Source organism: Sinorhizobium medicae (genome assembly GCF_007827695.1).
Lineage (GTDB): Bacteria > Pseudomonadota > Alphaproteobacteria > Rhizobiales > Rhizobiaceae > Sinorhizobium > Sinorhizobium medicae.
In genome coordinates, this window is record NZ_VITA01000013.1 from 46,393 (window position 1) to 67,470 (window position 21,078).

The following is a 21,078-nucleotide window of genomic DNA, read 5'->3' on the forward strand; positions in this document are numbered from 1 at the left end:
ATGAAGAAGAGAGTTCTGACTGTCGACGACTCCCGGACGATCCGCAACATGCTTCTCGCCACCCTCAACAATGCGGGATTCGAAACGATCCAGGCGGAGGATGGCGTCGAGGGCCTCGAGAAGCTCGACACGGCCAACCCCGACGTCATCGTGACGGACATCAATATGCCGCGTCTCGACGGTTTCGGATTCATCGAGGGTGTGCGCAAGAACGACCGCTACCGTGCAGTGCCGATCCTCGTCCTGACGACCGAGAGCGATGCGGAAAAGAAGAACCGCGCGCGGCAGGCGGGTGCCACGGGCTGGATCGTGAAACCGTTCGACCCGACCAAGCTGATCGATGCCATCGAGCGCGTAACGGCCTGAATCCGGGGACAGCCATCCAATGGATATGAACGAAATCAAAGAGATCTTCTTCCAGGAATGCGAGGAGCAACTCGCGGAACTGGAAACGGGTCTCCTAAAGCTCAATGACGGCGATCGCGACCCGGAAACGGTGAATGCCGTTTTCCGTGCGGTCCATTCCATCAAGGGTGGCGCCGGCGCTTTCGGGCTCGACGATCTCGTCTCCTTCGCGCATGTATTCGAAACGACGCTCGACTGCGTTCGATCCAACAGGCTGGAACCCACTCAGGACGTTCTGAAAGTCATGCTGAGATCGGCGGATGTGCTCGCCGATCTGACCAATGCCGCCCGCGACGGCGGCAGCGTCGACGGGGGGCGCAGCCGTCAGCTCATCAAGGAGCTCGAAGCGCTCGCCAATGGCGAATTGCCGCAGGCCGCTACCGAGCCTGTGCCGAAGGCGGTCCCGTCCGCCGCTGCCCCCGTTGCTCCCGTCGTCAACGAGGAAGGCTTCCAGCCGGTTGCCTTCTCCTTCGACGATTTCGAAGCGGGCGACGAGCTGACCATCGAGCCGGTCGCCTATGAGATCGTCTTCAAGCCCAAGTCCGACCTCTACGCCAAGGGCAATGATGCCACGCTGCTCCTGCGCGATCTGTCTCGGCTGGGCGAGATGAGCATCCATTGTGACATGGACGGCCTGCCGCCGCTGGATCGGCTGAATCCGGAGGAGGCCTACTTCTCCTGGAAGATTTCGCTCAGCACCGACAAGGGCGAGGAAGCGATACGCTCGGTGTTCGAATTCGCGGAGTGGGATTGCGACCTCGAGGTCGCGGTCGCCGGCGGCTTGATCGGGATGGACGAGGAACTGCCGATGCAGCCCGTACCCTTCGATCTGTCGATCCTCGATGAAGAAGCCCAGATGCCTGCCGGGGAAGAGGATCGGGCATATCCTCACGAGGGTGAGGCCCAAAATGCGACCATCCCGGCGGCAGAGACGGCGAGCAACGTGCTGCAAATGGCGCAGTCCGCGGCGCGTGTCTCCCCGGAAAATGTCAGGAATCCGACATCGGCATCAACGGCGCAGAACATTGCCGCGCAACAGGCCGCTTCGGCCGCGACCCCGACCATTCGCGTCGATCTCGATCGTGTCGATCGTCTGATCAACCTTGTCGGCGAACTCGTCATCAACCAGGCGATGCTGTCTCAGAGCGTAATCGAGAACGATACCAACGGCACGTCGTCGATCAATATGGGGCTGGAGGAGCTGCAGCAGCTTACGCGCGAAATCCAGGATAGCGTCATGGCGATCCGCGCGCAGCCGGTAAAGCCGGTCTTCCAGCGCATGTCCCGCATTGTCCGCGAAATCGCCGACATGACCGGCAAATCCGTTCGTCTCATCACCGAGGGTGAAAACACGGAAGTCGACAAGACGGTCATCGACAAGCTCGCCGAGCCGCTCACGCACATGATCCGCAACGCGGTCGATCACGGCCTGGAAACGCCCGATAAGCGCATTGCCGCGGGCAAGAGCCCCGAAGGCACCGTGCGGCTCACGGCCAAGCATCGCTCCGGACGCATCGTCATCGAGCTGGCAGACGACGGCGCCGGCATCAATCGCGAAAAGGTGCGCCAGAAGGCGATCGACAATGATCTCATTGCGGCCGATGCAAACCTTTCCGACGAGGAGATCGATAACCTGATCTTCCATGCGGGTTTCTCCACGGCCGACAAGATATCGGATATTTCCGGCCGCGGCGTCGGCATGGATGTCGTCAAGCGCTCCATCCAGGCGCTCGGCGGGCGCATCAACATTTCGTCGAGGCCCGGCCAGGGTTCGATCTTCACCATGAGCCTCCCGCTGACGCTCGCCGTACTCGACGGCATGGTGGTGACCGTCGCGAACCAGACGCTCGTCGTGCCCCTGACGGCAATTGTCGAGACGCTGCAGCCGGAAGCCTCCGCTATTCACAGCTTCGGCGCCAGTCAGCGCCTGATTGCGATCCGCGACTCCTTCTGCCCGCTCGTTGACGTGGGCCGCATCCTGAACTTCCGCGGAGCCCAGGCCAATCCGGTCGAGGGTGTGGCACTTCTCGTCGAATCCGAGGGCGGCGGCCAGCGCGCGCTGATGGTCGATGCCATCCAGGGCCAGCGCCAAGTGGTGATCAAGAGCCTCGAAGCCAACTATACGCATGTGCCGGGCATTGCCGCAGCCACCATTCTCGGCGACGGACGCGTGGCGCTCATCCTTGATGTGGACGCCATCGTTGCTGCATCGCGCGGACAATCCTTGAGACCCGAAATGCCTCTTGCTGCTGCCGGATGATGCCCATGACCAATGCCGCTAAACACCTGACAAATGGCGGACGGGAGCTGATCGCTTTCCGCGTCGGCGACCAGGAATTCTGCGTGAACATCATGTCGGTGCGCGAAATTCGCGGATGGACGCCGGCCACTCCGATGCCGCATGCGCCGTCCTATATGCTCGGCGTCATCAATCTGCGCGGCGCGGTGCTGCCGATCATCGATTTCTCCGCGCGTCTCGGGATGCCGCCGGCCCAGCCGACGGTTCGGCACGTGATCATCGTGGCGCAGGTCAACCGCCAGGTGGTCGGCCTGCTGGTCGATGCCGTTTCCGACATACTGACCGTTTCCGACAGCGATATTCAGCCGACGCCGGATATCGCGTCCGAGTTTGATCGGAGCTTCGCGCGTGGTGTCTTGGCGATCGAGGGCCGGATGATCTGCCTCGTTGAACTCGACTCGGTTTTCCAGGGCGAGGAAAGGGAGGCTGCATGAGGATCCAGGCTGCGCACGAACAAAGATTGCCGCCGGACGAATGTCTTGCGAGCGGCGAATATCCCCTGACACGCCGCGACCTCGGCGAGATCGCTGCGATGATCTATGCGGACGCCGGCATCTATCTCAACGAATCCAAGGCGTCGCTCGTTTATTCGCGGCTTTCGAAACATATCCGCAATCTCGGGCTGAAAGGGTTCCGCGACTATTGCCAGCTCGTCGCTTCGCCTGCCGGTGCGGCGGCGCGCCGCGACATGCTCTCGCATCTGACGACGAATTTCACCCGCTTCTTCCGCGAGAACCATCATTTCGATCACTTGAGAACCGACGTCCTGCCGGGTCTCATCGCCCGCGCGAAGAGCGGCGGCCGTGTCCGCATCTGGTCGGCGGCGTGCTCGGATGGGCAAGAACCCTATTCGATAGCGCTGACGGTCCTGTCGCTGCTGCCCAATGCCGCGGACTACGACTTCCGCATCCTCGCGACCGACATCGATCCGAAGATCCTGGCGCTTGCCCGCGCGGGCGCCTATGACGCGACGGCGCTCGAGACGGTGAACCCTGCCATGCGCAAACAATGGTTCAGCGAAGTCGAATTCGGCGGCCGGCGCAAGTGGCAGGTCGACGACCGGGTCAAGCGGCTGATCACCTTCAACGAGCTCAACCTGATGGCGAAGTGGCCGATCAAGGGACCGTTTGACGTCATCTTCTGCCGCAACGTCGTTATCTATTTCGACGAGCCCACGCAGATGAAGATCTGGTCGCGCTTCGCCGGCGTTCTCGATACCGGCGGCCACCTCTATATCGGCCATTCGGAACGCGTATCGGGTGACGCCAAAAGTCTATTCGACAATATCGGCATCACGACCTACCGCCATACCGGCAGGTTCCACACAGGCCGGTTCCACGGAGATACGGCATGAGCGTTCCCGCACGTGTTCTCGTCGTCGACGACTCGGCCACCATGCGCGGCCTTATCTCGGCCGTGCTCAACGCCGACCCGGATATTACGGTCGTCGGCCAGGCTGCCGACGCGCTGGAGGCGCGCCAGGCGATCAAGCGGCTCGATCCCGATGTCGTGACCCTCGATATCGAGATGCCGAACATGAATGGTCTCGAATTCCTCGACAAGATCATGCGACTGAGGCCGATGCCGGTGCTCATGGTTTCGACGCTTACCCAGAGGGGTGCCGAAGCAACGATCGCCGCGCTCGAGATCGGCGCCTTCGACTGCGTCGGCAAGCCCCGGCCGGGGGATCCGCATCCGTTCGGCGATCTCGCCGATAAGGTCAAGGCGGCCGCCCGTTCGCAGCGCAAGGCCATGATCACCAGCAACAGGACGGCTGCGCCGGCCGTGGCGACGGCTTCCGACTACCGGGCAGGGCGCAAGATCATCGCGATCGGCGCCTCGACTGGTGGGGTCGAGGCCCTGATCACGGTGCTGCAGAAGTTCCCGGCGAATTGCCCGCCGACGGTGATAACCCAGCACATGCCGCACACCTTCACCAAGAGTTTCGCCGAACGGCTGAACCGTCTTTGCGCCCCGACCGTACAGGAGGCGACGGATGGCGCCCGGCTCGAAATCGGCAGGGTCTACCTGGCTCCGGGCGGCGAACGGCATCTTCAGGTCGCCAACGCGTCCGCACCGTGCTGCCGTCTCGTCGATCACCCGCCGGTCAACGGACATCGTCCCTCGGTCGACGTTCTGTTCGATTCGGTCGCCGAACTGGCCGGGCGGAACGCCATCGGGGTGATCTTGACCGGAATGGGCCGCGACGGTGCCGCCGGACTTCTGAAATTGCGGCATGCCGGAGCACGCACCTTCGGCCAGAACGAAAAGACCTCAGTCGTCTACGGCATGCCGCGCGTCGCCTATGAATTGGGTGCTGTCGAAACGCAGCTCCCCCTCGGATCGATCGGGGAGGAGATATTGAAGACGGCGGCAGCCCGAAAAGAAGGAATGGAATAATGTCCCTCGCCGAAAAGATAAAAGTTCTGATCGTCGACGATCAGGTCACGAGCCGGCTGCTGTTGGGCGATGCGCTCCAGCAACTGGGCTTCAAGCAGATCACTGCGGCAGGTGACGGGGAGCAGGGCCTGAAGATCATGGCTCAGAACCCGCATCATCTGGTGATCTCCGATTTCAACATGCCGAAAATGGACGGGCTCGGCCTGCTGCAGGCGGTGCGTGCGAACCCTGCCACGAAGAAGGCGGCTTTCATCATTCTGACGGCGCAGGGTGACCGTGCACTGGTGCAGAAGGCGGCCGCCCTCGGCGCCAACAACGTGCTGGCCAAGCCATTCACGATCGAAAAGATGAAGGCGGCGATCGAGGCCGTGTTCGGGGCGCTGAAATGAACACCGAGGCTGCCGGCAAGCGCGTCCACGTCATTCAGGGCGAGTTCAAGGTTGTCAACGATCCCCATATCGTGCTTTCGACCATTCTCGGCTCCTGCGTGGCCGCCTGCCTGCGCGATCCGGTGACCGGCGTCGGGGGCATGAATCACTTCCTGCTGCCGGGCTCCGCAAGCTCGCCGAGTTCGGGTGCGGACGCAACGCGCTACGGCGTGCACCTGATGGAGCTTCTCATCAACGGCCTTCTGAAGCAGGGGGCGCGCCGCGATCGGCTGGAGGCGAAAATTTTCGGTGGCGCCCGGACGATCGCGCGCTTCTCGAATGTCGGCGAGCAGAATGCCGCTTTCGCGCGCCGGTTCCTGATGGACGAAGGTATCCGCATCGTCGGCGAGAGCACTGGAGGCGACCACGGACGCAAGCTAGAATATTGGCCGTCGTCGGGACGGGCCCGCCAATATGCCCTGACCGGAGTGGAGGCACAGCGCGCCATGCAGATGGACCAGCGGCCCGCCGCGCCGAAGCCGGTAGAAAGCTCCATTGAATTCTTCTGATCGTGCCGGTCGTCAGCGCCGGCGATTTCGTCTCGCATGCCTCGTGAGGAAATAATGAAGCCAGACCACAACCATGTACCTCATGCGGAAGAATCCTTGCCGGACGTGCTGGTGCGGGTCGTCACCGAACTCCACGATGTGGCTCGTCTGATCGAGCGCATAGAGCCTCAGCTCATGAGCGCGGAGGCTGCAAGCGCGGAAAGAGTGATGGTGTTGCAGGGAATCGATCTTGCGGTTCAAAAGACGCGCGGACTTGCGGAATTCCTGGACACGATCACCGCCTCCATTCCGGACACGTGTCTGGTCGACGTCACCACGGCCGTTAATCTGATCAAGCTCGGCGACATGAAAAGGGCGCTCGGCACCGGCGTCCTGCAGCACGGGCACTCGCATCCGCTGACGAAGACCTCAGGCGATTTCGAGGCGTTCTGAAGCGGAGACAAGCTCCGGAGCGGGATAAAGGATTGCCGCACCGGTTGAATGACCGATCCCGCCCTCCCACCAAGTTCGCGCAAGTTTCGTCCCCTAGCTTCGCTTCCGGGGCTGGTAGATTCGCGGCTAATGCAGAACGGCCAAGCGCAGGCCGTTTTCCAGCAAACCCGAATGTTGGATCTGCGCAGGGCATCGGCCGGGTAACCGGAGCGGGTGCCGTGCGACACTGGGTGCGGAAACAGAATGAATCTGTTCGATCAATTCTCGACGTTTACCAAGAATCTGAGCAATCTCGGACAAGGGAAGCTCATTGCGCTGGCCGTGGCCGGCATCGTGGCGATCGGCTTCGTCCTCGGGGCCGGCGTCTATGTCAATCGGCCGTCCTTCGAGACGCTATATGTCGGGCTCGAACGCAGCGACGTCACCCAGATCAGCATTGCGCTTGCAGAGGCCAATGTCGATTTCGAAGTCGGTACCGACGGCGGCAGCATCCAGGTGCCGGTGGGCATGACCGGCAAGGCTCGCCTGCTGCTTGCCGAACGCGGCTTGCCGAGCAGCGCGAATGCCGGATACGAACTCTTCGACAATGTCGGTTCGCTCGGGCTCACCTCTTTCATGCAGGAAGTCACGCGCGTCCGAGCACTCGAGGGGGAAATCGCGCGCACGATCCAGCAGATCTCCGGCATCGCCGCCGCGCGTGTCCACATCGTGATGCCGGAACGCGGCAGCTTCCGCAAGGCCGAACAGACGCCGACCGCCTCCGTAATGATACGCGCAAGCGCCACGGTCGGTCGCAGCGCCGCCGCTTCGATCCGCCATCTGGTCGCGTCCTCCGTGCCGGGCCTCGACGTTGATGACGTCACCGTGCTCGATTCGACCGGCCAGCTTCTTGCATCCGGCGACGATCCTGCAAACAGCGCGCTCAACCAATCGCTTGGCGTCGTCCAGAACGTCCAGACCGATCTTGAAAAAAAGATCGACAATGCGCTCGCGCCGTTCCTCGGAATGGACAATTTCCGCACCAGCGTGACGGCCAGGCTCAACACGGATGCGCAGCAGATTCAGGAGACGGTTTTCGATCCGGAATCGCGGGTCGAGCGTTCGACGCGTGTGATCAAGGAAGAGCAGAAGTCCAGCCAGCAGCAGCCGGATAATGCCGCAACTGTACAGCAGAACGTGCCCCAGGCGGCGCCAACCGGCGGAGCCGGCCAACAGTCGAGCGACGAGGCGGCGAAAAAGGAAGAACAGACGAATTACGAGATCAACAGCAAGACGATCGCGACCGTCAAGAACAGCTATTCGATCGAGCGGCTTTCGATCGCGGTGGTCGTCAATCGCGGCCGCCTCGCTGCCATGGCCGGCGAACCGGCGGACCAGGCTAAGATCGATGCCTATCTTGTGCAGATGCAGAAGATCGTTGCCTCCGCCGCCGGTATCGATCCTGGTCGCGGCGATGTCGTTACGCTGAACGCAATGGACTTCGTGGAGACACAGCTGCTCGACCAGGCGGTGCCTGGCCCGGGGATGATGGAAGTCCTGACACGGAACATCGGCGGCATCATCAACGCGCTTGCTTTCGTTGCGGTTGCCTTCCTGGTGGTATGGTTCGGGATGAGGCCGCTTGCGCGGCAGATGGGCTTCGGAGGTCAGTCGGGCCAGCTCGCAGGCGAAGCCGCCGGTCTGGAACTGCCGGACTTCTCACCCGCCGCTGCCGGTGCAGGAGGAGCACTCATGGAGGGTTTTGGCTCCGACTTCGGCTTCGACGGTGGCGACGACCTTCTCAATCTCGGCGACGAGGCCGGTTTCAACCGCCGCGTCAAGGAAGGGCCGGAACGGCGACTTGCCCGGATGGTGGAGATCAGCGAGGAGCGTGCGGCAAAGATCCTGCGAAAATGGGCACTCGACCGCGCCGCTTGATAACCTCCGGCAGATCTGCATCAGAAGCAAGTCCCGCTCCGCAGGCGGGCCTTGCTTGTTTTTAACGCGCGCCCCCGTCCAAGGCCGGTCAGGCGGACTTTCTGCGAGTATTGGCGAGTCTAGGTCGGCCCGGCGGCGGTGCAGTCGAGTCGGCACAAAGAATCCGGCGGGCGCCTGGAGGCGTGTCGGCTGTTTGACGGAAAATTTAAACAAATTTTAACGGATTTAGATTCATGAGCCGCGCGTCAGGGCGCGGCGACCGGTCCGGGTTACTCCACGTTGTTTGGTTCTCAAGAGATACGTCTAACTATATATGCAAAGGAATCAAATACAGTTTGACGCCCGCTCTTTCTCTTCGCCCTGGGTTGCTTCGAAGAGTCACGCGGCGATTGATGCATTTGGGCAACATCTTCCCTCATAAAGTTTAGACCAGCTGAATAAGTATGGCGCCACGCAAGCATTCGCCTGCAACGAGAAGACGAATTTCCTTCCGGTTTCCTTGCTCATCAATGGCCAGATAATCTGCAGCCGTTACATTATCTCTTTTATTATCAATGGCTTGTTTAGTAGTGCGGCTGTCCGGGAGGATTAAAAACCCCTTTGAGGACTCACGCAAATGCGAAAGAGTTCAAGGCAGGGTTGCCAAGTATTCGCGTTGGCGGACGCCGTGTTTTTTTGGGGGCGCCGATGTAAAGTTTAGCAATTGATTCGCGTCCTGAGATTCGCTTGGTGGCAAAAATACCGGCGAAGCCGGCTGTCGAGGACGACAGGGCAAGCGTGAGATTTCAAGGCGTCGAATTCGGCACGGGGGCTGAAAGTTATGGAGATGTCGCGGTCAGACGCAGTCTGGTCTTCGGAGACCGCTGCGCGGCGAATGTATGGTCGCAGAATATCGAGGGAACAACTGATCCGAAGGCTGGGCGAGTTGGCTTCGGGTACGGGCCTCGGCAACGGACTGGCCGTGCTGACGGAATATGTCGGCGCCACGCATTACCTTCTCGCCCGGCACGATGTTTCGCAGGACGGTGGCCTCGATTTTGTCGTCTGTTCCGACTGGCCGTTCGACATCGTCCGGCGCCTCTCCGGCATCATCGCGGGGCTCAATTCCAAGACCACGGAACTGGAAAAATGCCGCGCACAGCTGCAGCCGGTCTTCCATGCGATGCCCGATGATATCGGTTTGCCACGAGGCGTCAGCCGCAGCTATTGCGCTGTCACCTTCAGCATCGGGCCGACGCGGTTTTCCTTGATGCTGCTCTTCCCCGAGGACGTTATCCTCTCGCAAGACGCACTGCGCGATGTCGCGGTGCTTGCCGGATACGTCGCCAGTCACAAGATCAAGGCCGACGTGCGGCATGATCGGGAATGCGAGTTGACCGAACGTGAGCTCGAATGTCTGTTCTGGATTGCCGAAGGCAAGACCAGCGACGAAATCGCGGTCATACTCGGGATCTCCCGCAACACGATAAACAATTACATCACCAGTGTGATGCGCAAGACGGCGACGCGAACGAGGTCCGAGGCGATCGCTCACGCGGTGCGCAACAATCTGGTTTAGGAGCGGGAAAATGACTTATCTCGTGACCGAAAACCGTGGCTGCGACGCTGGCCGGCCGGGCCGAAACGGGCGCGCGGCGCAAGCGGCGGGGCTCGTGACGCGACTGCAGGCCATGCAACGGCAGATCAACGCGAGGAACTTCGCGGTTCTGCGGACGAATGGAAGGGGCTTGCCTGCAGCGCGCAAGCTAACCTGCGTGCTCCACAACTGGGGAACCTCTTGCGAGGAAATCGCGCGCGATCTGATAGATCATTATGGCGAGGAACTGCTTCAGCACCTCGACCATTCGCTGCTGCCGGTGCTTTGGGACGGCAAGGGCGAGCACCAGACTGCCGAAACCTCCGATTTCGGTCCCTTCACGCGCCGGCTGAAGGACCGCAAGCTCCCATATTCGGGGATCGCGTTGCCGATACGGCTCGGCGCGCAAGGCAACGGCTACGTGGTTTTCGCCGGAAGCTACATCGATGCTTCGGGCGAACAGATAGTGGAGCTGCACGGCCGCAGCGCGCAGATCATGACAGACCTGCTGACCTTTGACGAGAAGCGCCCGCTCAAGGCCGAGGCCCTGAGCGATCGCGAAATCTCCTGTCTGCAGATGGCCGGCGACGGTCATATAAGTGAAGAGATCGCCGAAAAGATGGGTCTCTCCGTGCACACCGTGAACGCTTATCTCGGCGCCGCGACGACGAAGCTCGACTCGGTCAACCGCATACAGGCGATCGCCAAGGCGATACGGCTCGGCTATATCAGCTGACTGTTCCATCGGCCCGCTCAACCGCCGCATCCTGCGCTTGATCGCCATGTTTCGAGGTCGGTTCGACCTGAAAACATGGCGATTCAGCTCGCGAGCGTCAGCGGATAGGATCTGACGAATTTCGCCTCCGCCAGGCTCCTGGCGAGAAAGGCCGTATTCTCGTCCGGGTCGCTCGATGGCTGTTGAAAATTGATATGGCTGATTTCGATGCCGGCCGTATTGCCCGCAAGCACGAGGCGTATATAGACCGTTACGCCGCGCGGCTTCAATTCGAGGTCGAGGATGATCTCGGGGCGGCTGTCCCAGTCGAGACTGTAATTGCCGCCGAGGCCGAAATTCACGGTGCCGGGCAGAAAGTAAAGTTCTGCCGCAGAGTCCACCAGGTCGGCGATGCTTGCATAGGACTCGAACCGCAGGAGCGCGATGAAATCCGCAGCATCGATGAGGCGCAGTTCCGTCGCAACCGGACGGATTGCCTCCGCAACTATCTGCTCTCGTTGTTCGGAGAATTGGCACTTTTTCAAGATCATGTCACCCGTCTTTGTTGCGGCTGAGCTGCATAAACCCGGTGGATCAGTTCGGCGACTGCCTTGTAAAACACCGGCGGAATGACACTATCCACCGAGACTTGTGCAAACATGGAGCGTGCAAGCGGCGGATCCTCGAAGACGGGAATACCGTTCTTCTCCGCGGTTTCACGTATCTTCAGGGCGACCAGGTCCTTCCCCATGGCGACGACCACCGGAGCATCGCTCTCCTCGCGCACATAACGGAGCGCTACGGCATAGTGGGTCGGGTTGGCGATGATCAGGGTCGCCCGCGGCACGGAGGAGATCATCCGCTTGCGGGCACGGTCGCGCTGTAGCGATCTGAGCCGCGACTTGACGATGGGGTCGCCCTGCGACTGTTTCAGCTCGTCCTTCACCTCCTGCTTCGTCATCTTGAGTTCCGTGTACCAGTGATGGCGCGTCCAGAAGAGGTCGACGATGGCGAGCGTTGCGGTGGCGAAGAGAACGACGATGATGATCTGCTTGAGATCGGAGGTCATGGTGGTGAAGATCATGACCGGATCGGAGAACATCATGTCGAGCGTGGCGAAGTAATCGTTCCAAAGCACGAGGACCACGACGATCGAAACGACAATCACCTTGAACAGGGATTTTCCGAATTCCACCAGGCCCGGCACACCGTAGATCCGTTTGAAACCGGCGACCGGCGAGACGCGGTTCCATTTCGGCTGGATGCGGTCGAGGACCGGCCGAGGCAGGTTCTGGAAGATCGACGACCCGACACCGAAGAGGATGAGCAGGATGAAGATCGGCATGAGCAGAGTGGCGGATTTCAGAACGACATGCGAAATCAGGGCCACGGCGTCGGTCGCCGTATCGAGACGCCAGGCTTCCGGCTGCTCGAAAATGTCCTTCAGCGCCTCGGCCACGTTTGCCGCGCCGTCGGCAAGGAAAAAGACGACGAAAATATAGATGGCGAGCGTCGAGGCGAAGGCAGTCACCTCGCGCGAGAAAGGGACATTGCCTTTGTCGGTCGCGTCGGAAATCTTCTTCTCCGACGGTGCTTCGGTCTTACTGTCCTTGTCCTGATCATCTGCCATGAATCAGCAAGCTCCCCATCCGCGGCAACTTCAACGAAAGCCTCTACGAATTGCGCGGCTCCCCGTTGGTGAGCCTCGGCAGCCTCTTGCGCAAGAGCACGGGCGTGACCAGCCCGCCCGGGTCAACAGAAATCGCAACAGGAGGCGGCGGATACCGGGCAGGGCGGAGGCGTCAGGCCGCCTCCGGTTCCTTTTCCTTGAGCTCGAGTTGTCCGTTGGCGGAGAGGCGAATCGCCTCCTGCGTGATCGAACGTCGCGCTATCGCGATATCGCGGGGGTTGATGCCGGCCTCGCCGACGGCGAGGTCCGATTCGATCATGCGCCGCTGCCGCGCGCCGATCGACGCGAGAATGGACTCGCGCAGCTCCGAAGCAGATCCTCTGAGCGCCATGGTGATGACATCGGTGGAGACGTCGTTGAACAGCTGCACGCGGCTCCTCTGCGGCATGAAGAGGATGTCGTCGAAGAGGAAGATCTTCGGCCGGACCTTCTTGGCCGAAGCGGTGCTTATCGTTTCGAGCGAGGCGAGCAGCGTGTCGACCTGCGGTTTGTCGAGCTCGTTCATCACTTCCGCGATCTTCGCCGGGCCGGGCGAGTTGCGTTCGGCCTCCATCTCTTCGATGATTTCGAACACCCGTGCTTCGATAATGGCGGCCGCCTTCGGGTTGACGTTCTTGATGTTGACGGCACGGTTGAGGATCTCCGGCCGCTGCTTGTCGGAAAGCTGCAGCAGCACCTTGGCGCCGAAGCTCGACGGCATCATCGACAGAACATAGGCGATCGTCTGCGGATGTTCCTGGGCGAGCAATCGGGCAATGATGATCGGATCGCAATCCATCAGCCGGTCCCAGATGTTCGCTTCGTAGGACTGGAAGGTTGCTCTGCGCCCAAGGAGCCCGTCCACCTCGTCCGGCGTCAGGCCCTCTTCGAGTATGCTCTCCATGGCCTTGGCATTGTCCATGAGGCCTGCACCCTCGGTGAAGAGGTCCTCGAATTCGTTGACGAGGGCTTCCAGCTCGTGCGGCGGAACGGCTCTGAGCGACTGAGCCGCGGCGATGATGGCCTGCAGCTCGCTCTGCGTGAAGAATTTCAGCAGCTTCCCGGCAATCGACTTGCCCATGGCGAGCAGCACCGCGGCGGCCTTTTCCGTCTGGCTCAGCGGCTGGGCAAGTGCCTGAGCCTGTGCCTCGAAACTTCCGAAATCCGTCATGGATTCATCCCTCGCCCTATCATCGGGTTCTCAATACGTTGAAGCGGATGCGGGCGGAAAACCGCTTACGCTTTCCCTCATCCCGCCCTATTTCCTGCTGCCTTTGATCTCAAGGAGCTTGACGCCGAAGCGGGTCACATCGCCCTCGAGAACGGTGATTTCTCCGCGGCCGATCACCCGCCCATTGACCATGATCTCTACCGGTTCGCCGATCTTGCGGTCGAGCGCGATCGTTGCGCCCTCGGTGAGGTTCATGAGGCTGGAAACCTGCATCCGGCTGGTCCCGAGCACGATCTGGATATCGATCGGGATATCCATGATCAGGTCCAGATTAGCGCTCATTCCGCTGCCGGGCGTTGGTTCGGCAGCAGCCGGCGTCGCATCGAACTCGCCGCCGGCAAACCCCGGACCCGCGGCGAAGCCTCCGCTCACTCCGGTTTCGGCGAAATCGCCGCCAAAACCGCCGTCAAAGGAGGCGTCAGAAAGATCGCCGAACCCGGCTCCGCCGGAGGGAGCGAACCCGCTGCTGAAATCCATCGACTCTTCGAGCGGCCCCGAAGCGGCGGAATCGGCGCCGAAGTCAGGCGTTTCGCCGTCCTTCTTCAGGACGCCGCGCAGGTCGTCGATCGCCTGGTCGAGCTCGGCGTCTGCCGCGAATACGGCCGGTTCTGCGATGGGTGCTGCTTTCTTGGGTGCCATGTGCCGAATATTCCAGTTGAAGCTTGCCTCAGGCATTCTGCCGGGTGAGGGCGGATTAACTCATGATGTGGCGCAGGATATCCTGTTCGGAGCCGTGGGTGTCCTTGACCCGCACGGTGTATTTCGATCCGGAACGCCCGAACTCGCAGACATAAAGGTCGCGTCCGTTGGCGCTCACCTCCACGCGGACATCCTGTCCGTCGTGGAAGGGAATGACATCTCCGGCCTGCAAACGGGCGATCGTGTCGAGCGTCAAGCTTTCGAGCCGAATTCGTGCCTCGAGGGCGACAGCCGAGCGGCGGACCTGCTCTTCCAGCTGTTCCGTCCATTCGGTCTTCGCATTCTGGTCCTTGCCCGCACCCTTCGGAGAGACGAACCGCGTCTTCAGAAGCGTGCTTTGCGGCACGATGACCGAGAAGGTCGAGAGCACCGGCCCCAGGCCGATGGTCATGTCGATGGAGGCCGCGTAGACATCTTCGAGCGCCGGGTCGGGCTTTGCCCGCTCCGCACTGTTATACGGACGGCCGACGACGGGCTCGAAGCCGCCGGGCGCGTTCACCGCGATGCGCAGGACCTCGGCGATGCCGTGGAATACCGGCAAAGCAACATCGATCTCGATCTTCGACAGCGAGCGCGGCGCCGGCTCCTCGATCCCAGCGGGTTCGGCCCCGAGCAGAGCCTCCACAAGGGCGATCAGAACCGGGCTGTCGCAACCGATCTGGAAGTCGGTGCACCAGTTGCGCAGCGAAAGATCGCCGATAAGCACCCCGTCGCCAAGTCCCGCGACGAGCTCGTTGCGGAGCCCCGCTCGGAAGCCCGCATAGGCGATGGTGACGTCGCAGCCGGTCTCAGATCGGAGCACCCCCGGCAGAAGTTCGTCGAAGATCTGCGCAAGCTCGAGCGCGAGACGGTCGATGACCTTGTCGTCGCCGAGCGCACCGATCATGCGCGCGAGCAGCCTTTTGTCGAATGCGTGGATGTTTGATGCGGTGTTCATACTCATCTCAGGCTGCCTTGCTCTCGCTGCCGCCGCCTGGATTCATCATTTCCTGTTCGACCGCGTCGATGGACGGCCGTTCATAGGCGGAGATGGTCTTGCGGCCATATTCGAGTGCGACCTGCGGAACCGAGCCGTTCATGTAGGCAAGCAGCGTCTGCTTGACGATGACATAGAGCCGGTTCTGCTTTTCACGAACGGATTTGATGTTTGCGACGAGAGGGCCGACGATCGAATAGGAAAGGAACACGCCGAGCAGCGTTCCGACGAGTGCGGCCGCGATCTTGGCGCCCAGCACTTCCGGTGCCTCGCTGATCGCGCCCATCGCCTTGATGACGCCGAGGACCGCAGCGACGATACCGATCGCCGGCAGCGCGTCGCCCATGCTCGTCAGCGCGTGGTAGCACTTCATCTTGTCGTGGGTGATCGTCTGGATTTCCTCGTCCATCAAAGCTTCGATCTCATGCGAGCGGGCGTTACCGATGATGATCAGCCGCACATAGTCGCAGATGAAGGCGGTCAGCTCCTTGTTCTGCAGAACGGTCGGCGCGGACTGGAAGATCGAGGATTCTTCCGGGTTGTCGATGTGGCTCTCGATTTCGTTGCGCGACTTTGTTCTCAGGTCGCGCATCAGGCTGTAGAGGACGCCGAGCGTATCGAGGTATTGGCGTTCCTTGGGCACCTTGTGCTTGAAGGCTTCGACGAGCGCCTTGCCGGTGTCTTTGACCACCTTCATCGAGTTCGCCATGATGAAGCCGCCGATACCGGCCCCGCCTATGATCATCAGCTCGAAAGGCTGGTTCAGGACTTCCAGGTGGCCGCCCATGGCCATGTAGCCGCCGAGGATACAGCCGAAAGTCACAAGAAGCCCGATGATGATGTTCATTGCCGATACCTGCCGCGATCGTGATTTTCCACCGATGGCATAGGGTTCGATCCTTGCGTGAGGCTGGCCCCGGAGACTGTCGGAGACTTGGGGGGGCGGACGTCCGGGACAGGTTCGCGCAAGCCAATTCGGTCAGGGTTGGCCAATTCATTGCGACAGGGCGGCCGACCGTGACGACGACCTATACGAGCTACAAGCTGATCACTGCCGATCTCACGAAATCGCTTGAGCGCGTTTCGGAGCAGCCGGATGTTGCCCGTGAGACGGAATATTACCTTTCGAAGATCGGCAGCATCAAAACGCTCGACGAGTTCTTCGCCGACAGCCGGCTTTACGACTACGCTATGAAGGCGCACGGCCTCGAGGACATGGCCTACGCCAAGGCGTTCATGCGCAAGGTGCTTGGCGAAGGCATAGACAGCGATGATGCCTTTGCCAATAAACTGGCGGACGGGCGCTACAAGTCTCTGGTCGAGTCGTTGAATTTCGCTCGGCACGGCGAAGCCGCCACGTCCTTCGAGCGGGCGCAGAAAGGCGTGGCCGAAAAATACACTCGGCAGACGCTGGAGCAGAAAGCCGGAGAAGAAAACACCGGCGTGCGGCTTGCGCTCTATTTCCAGCGCATGGCGCCGACAATCGCCAATGGCTATGAAATCATTGCCGACGAGGCTCTCTCGCATGTGGTCCGGACCGTCCTGCAGCTGCCCGAGGAATTCGCGGCCACCGACGTGGATCGCCAGGCGGCGGCCTACGAGTCGGCGGTCGACCTCAAGGATTTCCAGGACCCACACAAGGTCGCCGAGTTTCTGGACCGCTTCACCGCCCTTTGGGAGATCGACAATTCTTCCGACGGCTACGATCCGCTTGCGGTTTTCGGCTCCTCCAGCGGATACGGAATTTCTCCCGACCTGCTTCTGACCATCAACAATCTGAAACTCGGGGGACGCTGACTTGCAGACCGGTCTTTATGTCGCGCTTTCGTCGCAGATGGCGCTTGAAAAGCGCCTGAACACGCTGGCTGACAACATTGCCAACTCCAACACGGTGGGCTTCCGCGCGACGGAAGTGAAGTTCAACCAGGTGCTTGGCGACACCAAGCCGACCAAGGTGTCCTACGTGTCCGAGGGCGAAGAATTCCTGAGCACGAAAACCGGAGCGCTCGCGCGCACGGGCTCCGCGCTCGACTTCGCGGTCAAGGGTGACGCCTGGTTTTCGATCGACACGCCCGGCGGTCCGGCCCTGACGCGCGACGGACGGTTCACGCTGACCGAGGCCGGCGAGCTCGTGACGATCAAGGGATATCCGGTGCTCGACGCCGGCGGCGCGCCGATCCAGCTGAACGGCGGTGCCGGCGAAATTACCGTCGGCGCCGATGGAGCCATTCACCAGAACGGTGTCCAGGTCGCTCTGCTCGGGCTCCACGAGGCGGATTTCAGCAAAGGCTTCATGCGTTACGACAACAGCGCCGTCATGCCGGCCGCTCAACCGGAACCGGTCGTGGACCGTTTCGATGTCGGCGTGATGCAGGGCTTCCTGGAGGAGTCGAACGTGAACGCCGTCCAGGAAATGTCGCAGCTGATCATGATCACTCGGGCCTTCGATAACGTCACCGCGCTGATGCGCGATAGCGAGGGATCGATCGACAAAGCCATCGAAACGCTCGGCGGCAGCCGTTGATGATTTCGATGCAATCTTAGGCGGGACGGAACGGAATTCGGGATGGCACGTGAAGCCACTGAAAAATCTGCGGCATCGACGTCGCTGGCGGCGCTCGCCGGATTGGTCGAGCGCTATGCGAACCCTGAATTCGCCATCGCGCCCGGGGGTCATGTCCAGACGATCTCTCCCGGGCATTACACCGTCAGCGGTCTGTCGCGGCACGTTCGGCTTGGCGACTTCGTCGCGCATAAGAGCGCAACCGGAACCCATCTCGGCGAAGTCGTCCGCGTCGAGCCCGAGCGGGTGGTCGTCTGCCCGATCGAACCCGGGGACCCGATCGGCATCCATGATATCGTCATTCGCAAGGGTGCCTTCCGCATAGCGCCGACCGACAAGTGGTGCGGCCGCACCATCAACGCGCTGGCCGAGCCGATAGACAGTCTGGGTGTGCTGCTGCAGGGCGACGTCCGCCGCTCGATCGCGAACGTGGCGCCCCCTTCCATGACACGCAAGCGGGTGGAGCACGGATTCAAGACGGGTGTGCGGGCGATAGACATCTTCTCCCCGCTCTGCCTCGGACAGCGCCTCGGCATCTTCGCAGGCTCCGGCGTCGGCAAGTCGACGCTGCTCTCCATGCTGGCGCGGGCCGACGCCTTCGACAAAGTGGTGATCGCGCTGGTGGGCGAGCGCGGCCGTGAGGTGCGCGAATTCATCGAAGACACGCTCGGCAGCAATCTCTCGAAATCCGTCGCCGTGGTCGCTACCAGCGACGAGAGTCCCATGCTTCGGAAGATGGCACCGCTGACCGCGGTGACGATCGCCGAACATTATCGCGATCAGGGCGACAACGTGCTGCTGATCGTCGACAGCGTTACCCGTTTTGCCCATGCGATTCGTGAGGTGGCGACCGCTGCGGGGGAGCCGCCGATCGCCCGCGGCTATCCCGCATCCGTCTTCACCGAACTGCCTCGGCTGCTCGAGCGCGCCGGACCCGGCGCGGAGGGGACCGGTACGATCACCGCCATCATTTCGATCCTGGTCGACGGGGACAACCACAACGACCCGGTCGCCGACTCGGCGCGCGGCATTCTCGACGGGCACATCGTTCTCGAACGCAGCCTTGCCGAAGAGGGTCGCTACCCTCCCGTCAATCCGCTTTCTTCCATCTCGCGTCTTGCCAGAAAGGCCTGGACGCCGGATCAGGAGAAGCTCGTTGCCCGGCTGAAATCCCTGATCCACCGCTTCGAGGAGACCCGCGATCTCAGGCTGATCGGCGGCTACCGTCCCGGCGGCGACGCCGACCTCGACATGGCGATCAGGCAGGTCCCGGTTATCTACGACGTACTGATGCAGACACCCGGCGAGAGGCCCGCCTTCGACGCGTTCACGGACCTCGCCAACGCCTTGAAGGCGGCCGCGACGGGCAATCAGCCGGGCGGCGCCGGTCCGCGCGGAAGGGGATGAAATTGACGGATTTCGATGCAGACGAGGTCGTGCGCCAGATTCACCGCGAAGTCGGGATGCCGCTGATCGACAAGCTTCTCGGGGCAGTCGGTCTGGCCATGGCTGCCTGTGCCACATTCCTGCCGTGGTACGTTTATCTGCACCCGGAGAAGTTCTCGATGCCCTCGCTCTGGCAGGGAACGATGCGCGACCTGCCGGAGGGCCAGGAACGGTCGGTCGTGTCGGTGTCGCCGCTCGCGATGACGGACATGGACGAGGAGACCGCCGCCACGGTCGATCGCCTGACGACGGCTACGGTGCCGGGACTCGAGCGGGATCCCCCGGAAAGCCGCGACATAGGCGCCCCCGATCAACCGTTCCCCGGTCGCGCGAGCTTCAAACTCATGCATGTCGCCAATGGGCGCGCCTTGATCGAGGATGAGAGCGGCATGTATATCGTCCGGATCGGTTCGCTCTTGCCGGACCACAGCCGGCTTGCCACCTTCGAAGAGCGCAACGGTCGCTGGGTGATGATCACGTCCAGGGGCGAGGTCTACGAGGCGAGGAATAGACAGGCGATAAGGTGGCGGGGCTAGCTCCCGTCGCAGCTTGTCCCTCATCCGCCTGCCGGCACCTCCTTCACTGCAGTCCTTCCGCACTTCCCGACAAGTCCCACGCAAGATTACCGCCCTAAGGTCGGCCTCATCAGCAGGAGCTCTTGATGGAACCGATTCAGCTTTTCGAACTCGCGTCGCGGCAGGCCCAGTGGCTCTCCGTTCGCCAGAACGTCGTGGCGGGCAACATCGCAAATGCCAACACGCCGCATTACAAGGCGAGAGACGTCCAGCCCTTCGAAAGCGTGCTCCAGAACACCGGGGTGCAAATGGCCGCGACCCATCGCGCCCATTTTACCGAGAGTGCGGATGCCGCGCAGGTCACAGAGGTCAGCGCTCTCGACGATGTCGCCGTACAGCAATCCGGCAACACGGTCGCGCTCGAAGAAGAATTGATGAAGACCGGTGCGATCAAGCGCGACTACGAGCTCAATGCCGGGCTCGTGAAGTCCTTTCACCGGATGATACTCATGACGGTACGGAAGTAAGTGCAATGGACCCTTTGACTTCGGCCCTCAAGGTCTCGGCCTCCGGTCTCCAGGCGGAATCGACGCGCTTGCGCATCGTCTCGGAAAACATCGCCAATGCGCGCTCCACCGGCGACGCCCCCGGAACCGACCCCTATCGCCGCAAGACGATCAGCTTCGCCGCGGAAGTCGACAGGGCAAGCGGCGCCTCGCTCGTGGAGGTCGAACGCCTCGGCACGGACGATTCGGATTTCAACGTCGAGTTCGACCCAGGCAATCCGGCTGCCGACGAGAAGGGCATGGTGAAGTTGCCCAACGTCAACATCCTGATCGAGATGGCCGACATGCGCGAGGCCAACCGCGCTTACGAGGCCAACCTGCAGACCATCAAGCAGGCGCGCGATCTCATCTCCCAGACAATCGACCTGTTGAGGGCTTCGCAATAATGATCGATGCAATTCAGTCCATAGGTGCGTTTTCGGCCGTCAAGGAGACCGAAGCCGCCGGTTCGAGCTCGTCCGCCTCGCTCGCAACGCCGGGTACAGGCGCGGCCGCTCCTCAGGCGGGCAGCTTCGCGGAAGTCCTCGGAAACATGACCACGGATGCCATTCGCTCGATGAAATCGGCCGAGGGCGTCTCGCTCCAGGCGATCCGCGGGGAAGCGAATACGCGTGAGGTCGTCGACGCCGTGATGAGCGCCGAGCAGTCTCTCCAGACGGCGATCGCGATACGCGACAAAGTGGTCACCGCCTATCTCGAAATCGCGCGCATGCAGATCTGAGGAAAAGAGAC

General features: G+C 61.6%; 24 protein-coding genes. 18 read left to right on the plus strand and 6 right to left on the minus strand.

What is annotated here, in order from left to right:
* From FB009_RS21105 to visR, 11 genes are all read left to right on the plus strand, one after another.
* Positions 1 to 366 (plus strand): response regulator, encoded by a 366-nt coding sequence (locus FB009_RS21105; RefSeq protein ID WP_011974444.1) that lies wholly within the window; start codon positions 1 to 3, stop codon positions 364 to 366.
* A 19-nt stretch (positions 367 to 385) separates the two neighbouring features.
* Positions 386 to 2,665, plus strand: coding sequence for a chemotaxis protein CheA (locus FB009_RS21110; RefSeq protein WP_011974445.1), 2,280 nt, complete (start codon positions 386 to 388; stop codon positions 2,663 to 2,665).
* 5 nt (positions 2,666 to 2,670) lie between these two features.
* A complete protein-coding gene (locus FB009_RS21115; RefSeq protein WP_024324555.1) occupies positions 2,671 to 3,138 on the plus strand; it encodes a chemotaxis protein CheW in 468 nt (155 codons plus the stop codon).
* Positions 3,135 to 4,058, plus strand: coding sequence for a protein-glutamate O-methyltransferase CheR (cheR, locus tag FB009_RS21120; protein WP_011974447.1), 924 nt, complete (start codon positions 3,135 to 3,137; stop codon positions 4,056 to 4,058). The genes FB009_RS21115 and cheR overlap by 4 nt, the downstream gene beginning before the upstream one ends.
* Positions 4,055 to 5,104, plus strand: coding sequence for a protein-glutamate O-methylesterase CheB (gene cheB / locus FB009_RS21125; protein WP_011974448.1), 1,050 nt, complete (start codon positions 4,055 to 4,057; stop codon positions 5,102 to 5,104). Before cheR ends, cheB begins: the two co-directional genes overlap by 4 nt.
* Positions 5,104 to 5,493, plus strand: a complete 390-nt coding sequence (locus FB009_RS21130; RefSeq protein WP_011974449.1) for a response regulator — start codon at positions 5,104 to 5,106, stop codon at positions 5,491 to 5,493. The genes cheB and FB009_RS21130 overlap by 1 nt, the downstream gene beginning before the upstream one ends.
* Positions 5,490 to 6,041, plus strand: coding sequence for a chemoreceptor glutamine deamidase CheD (cheD, locus tag FB009_RS21135; protein ID WP_011974450.1), 552 nt, complete (start codon positions 5,490 to 5,492; stop codon positions 6,039 to 6,041). The genes FB009_RS21130 and cheD overlap by 4 nt, the downstream gene beginning before the upstream one ends.
* 54 nt (positions 6,042 to 6,095) lie before the next feature.
* Positions 6,096 to 6,473 (plus strand): chemotaxis protein CheT, encoded by a 378-nt coding sequence (cheT, locus tag FB009_RS21140; RefSeq protein WP_011974451.1) that lies wholly within the window; start codon positions 6,096 to 6,098, stop codon positions 6,471 to 6,473.
* Between the two features lie 243 nt (positions 6,474 to 6,716).
* Positions 6,717 to 8,390 (plus strand): flagellar basal-body MS-ring/collar protein FliF, encoded by a 1,674-nt coding sequence (gene fliF / locus FB009_RS21145; protein WP_011974452.1) that lies wholly within the window; start codon positions 6,717 to 6,719, stop codon positions 8,388 to 8,390.
* Positions 8,391 to 9,210: 820 nt separating this feature from the next.
* A complete protein-coding gene (gene visN, locus FB009_RS21150) occupies positions 9,211 to 9,948 on the plus strand; it encodes a transcriptional regulator VisN (protein ID WP_011974453.1) in 738 nt (245 codons plus the stop codon).
* Between the two features lie 10 nt (positions 9,949 to 9,958).
* Positions 9,959 to 10,702 (plus strand): transcriptional regulator VisR, encoded by a 744-nt coding sequence (gene visR / locus FB009_RS21155; RefSeq protein WP_011974454.1) that lies wholly within the window; start codon positions 9,959 to 9,961, stop codon positions 10,700 to 10,702.
* A gap of 83 nt (positions 10,703 to 10,785) precedes the next feature.
* On the opposite strand, the gene FB009_RS21160 is transcribed toward visR, so the two are convergent.
* The 6 genes from FB009_RS21160 to motA all read right to left on the minus strand — a co-directional run bounded on the left by FB009_RS21160 (position 10,786) and on the right by motA (position 16,103).
* Positions 10,786 to 11,232: a hypothetical protein gene (locus tag FB009_RS21160; RefSeq protein WP_018011390.1), complete on the minus strand. Its 447-nt coding sequence runs from the start codon at positions 11,230 to 11,232 to the stop codon at positions 10,786 to 10,788.
* On the minus strand, positions 11,229 to 12,311 hold the full coding sequence (gene flhB / locus FB009_RS21165; RefSeq protein WP_145161941.1) for a flagellar biosynthesis protein FlhB: 1,083 nt from the start codon (positions 12,309 to 12,311) through the stop codon (positions 11,229 to 11,231). Before flhB ends, FB009_RS21160 begins: the two co-directional genes overlap by 4 nt.
* Before the next feature lie 172 nt (positions 12,312 to 12,483).
* Entirely contained in the window at positions 12,484 to 13,521 is a 1,038-nt protein-coding gene (gene fliG / locus FB009_RS21170) for a flagellar motor switch protein FliG (RefSeq protein WP_011974457.1), read from the minus strand.
* 87 nt (positions 13,522 to 13,608) lie between these two features.
* The gene (fliN, locus tag FB009_RS21175; RefSeq protein WP_024311129.1) at positions 13,609 to 14,220 is read right to left on the minus strand and encodes a flagellar motor switch protein FliN; all 612 of its coding nucleotides are present in this window, start codon (positions 14,218 to 14,220) and stop codon (positions 13,609 to 13,611) included.
* A 55-nt stretch (positions 14,221 to 14,275) separates the two neighbouring features.
* A complete protein-coding gene (locus FB009_RS21180) occupies positions 14,276 to 15,223 on the minus strand; it encodes a FliM/FliN family flagellar motor switch protein (protein WP_011974459.1) in 948 nt (315 codons plus the stop codon).
* A gap of 1 nt (position 15,224) precedes the next feature.
* On the minus strand, positions 15,225 to 16,103 hold the full coding sequence (motA, locus tag FB009_RS21185) for a flagellar motor stator protein MotA (protein ID WP_018011388.1): 879 nt from the start codon (positions 16,101 to 16,103) through the stop codon (positions 15,225 to 15,227).
* A 170-nt stretch (positions 16,104 to 16,273) separates the two neighbouring features.
* On the opposite strand from motA, the gene FB009_RS21190 reads away from it, so the two are divergent.
* From FB009_RS21190 to FB009_RS21220, 7 genes are all read left to right on the plus strand, one after another.
* Entirely contained in the window at positions 16,274 to 17,053 is a 780-nt protein-coding gene (locus tag FB009_RS21190) for a DUF1217 domain-containing protein (RefSeq protein ID WP_011974461.1), read from the plus strand.
* Between the two features lies 1 nt (position 17,054).
* Complete coding sequence (flgF, locus tag FB009_RS21195; protein WP_011974462.1) at positions 17,055 to 17,780, plus strand: flagellar basal-body rod protein FlgF; 726 nt, start codon at positions 17,055 to 17,057, stop codon at positions 17,778 to 17,780.
* Positions 17,781 to 17,822: 42 nt separating this feature from the next.
* Positions 17,823 to 19,226, plus strand: coding sequence for a flagellar protein export ATPase FliI (fliI, locus tag FB009_RS21200; RefSeq protein WP_011974463.1), 1,404 nt, complete (start codon positions 17,823 to 17,825; stop codon positions 19,224 to 19,226).
* Positions 19,223 to 19,801 carry a hypothetical protein gene (locus tag FB009_RS21205; protein WP_018208922.1) on the plus strand — a complete coding sequence of 193 codons (579 nt, stop codon included), beginning with the start codon at positions 19,223 to 19,225 and terminating at the stop codon, positions 19,799 to 19,801. The genes fliI and FB009_RS21205 overlap by 4 nt, the downstream gene beginning before the upstream one ends.
* Positions 19,802 to 19,926: 125 nt before the next feature.
* Complete coding sequence (gene flgB, locus FB009_RS21210) at positions 19,927 to 20,307, plus strand: flagellar basal body rod protein FlgB (protein WP_011974465.1); 381 nt, start codon at positions 19,927 to 19,929, stop codon at positions 20,305 to 20,307.
* Between the two features lie 5 nt (positions 20,308 to 20,312).
* The gene (gene flgC / locus FB009_RS21215) at positions 20,313 to 20,732 is read left to right on the plus strand and encodes a flagellar basal body rod protein FlgC (RefSeq protein WP_011974466.1); all 420 of its coding nucleotides are present in this window, start codon (positions 20,313 to 20,315) and stop codon (positions 20,730 to 20,732) included.
* Positions 20,732 to 21,067 (plus strand): flagellar hook-basal body complex protein FliE, encoded by a 336-nt coding sequence (locus FB009_RS21220; protein ID WP_018011383.1) that lies wholly within the window; start codon positions 20,732 to 20,734, stop codon positions 21,065 to 21,067. The genes flgC and FB009_RS21220 overlap by 1 nt, the downstream gene beginning before the upstream one ends.
* Positions 21,068 to 21,078 lie beyond the last annotated feature (11 nt).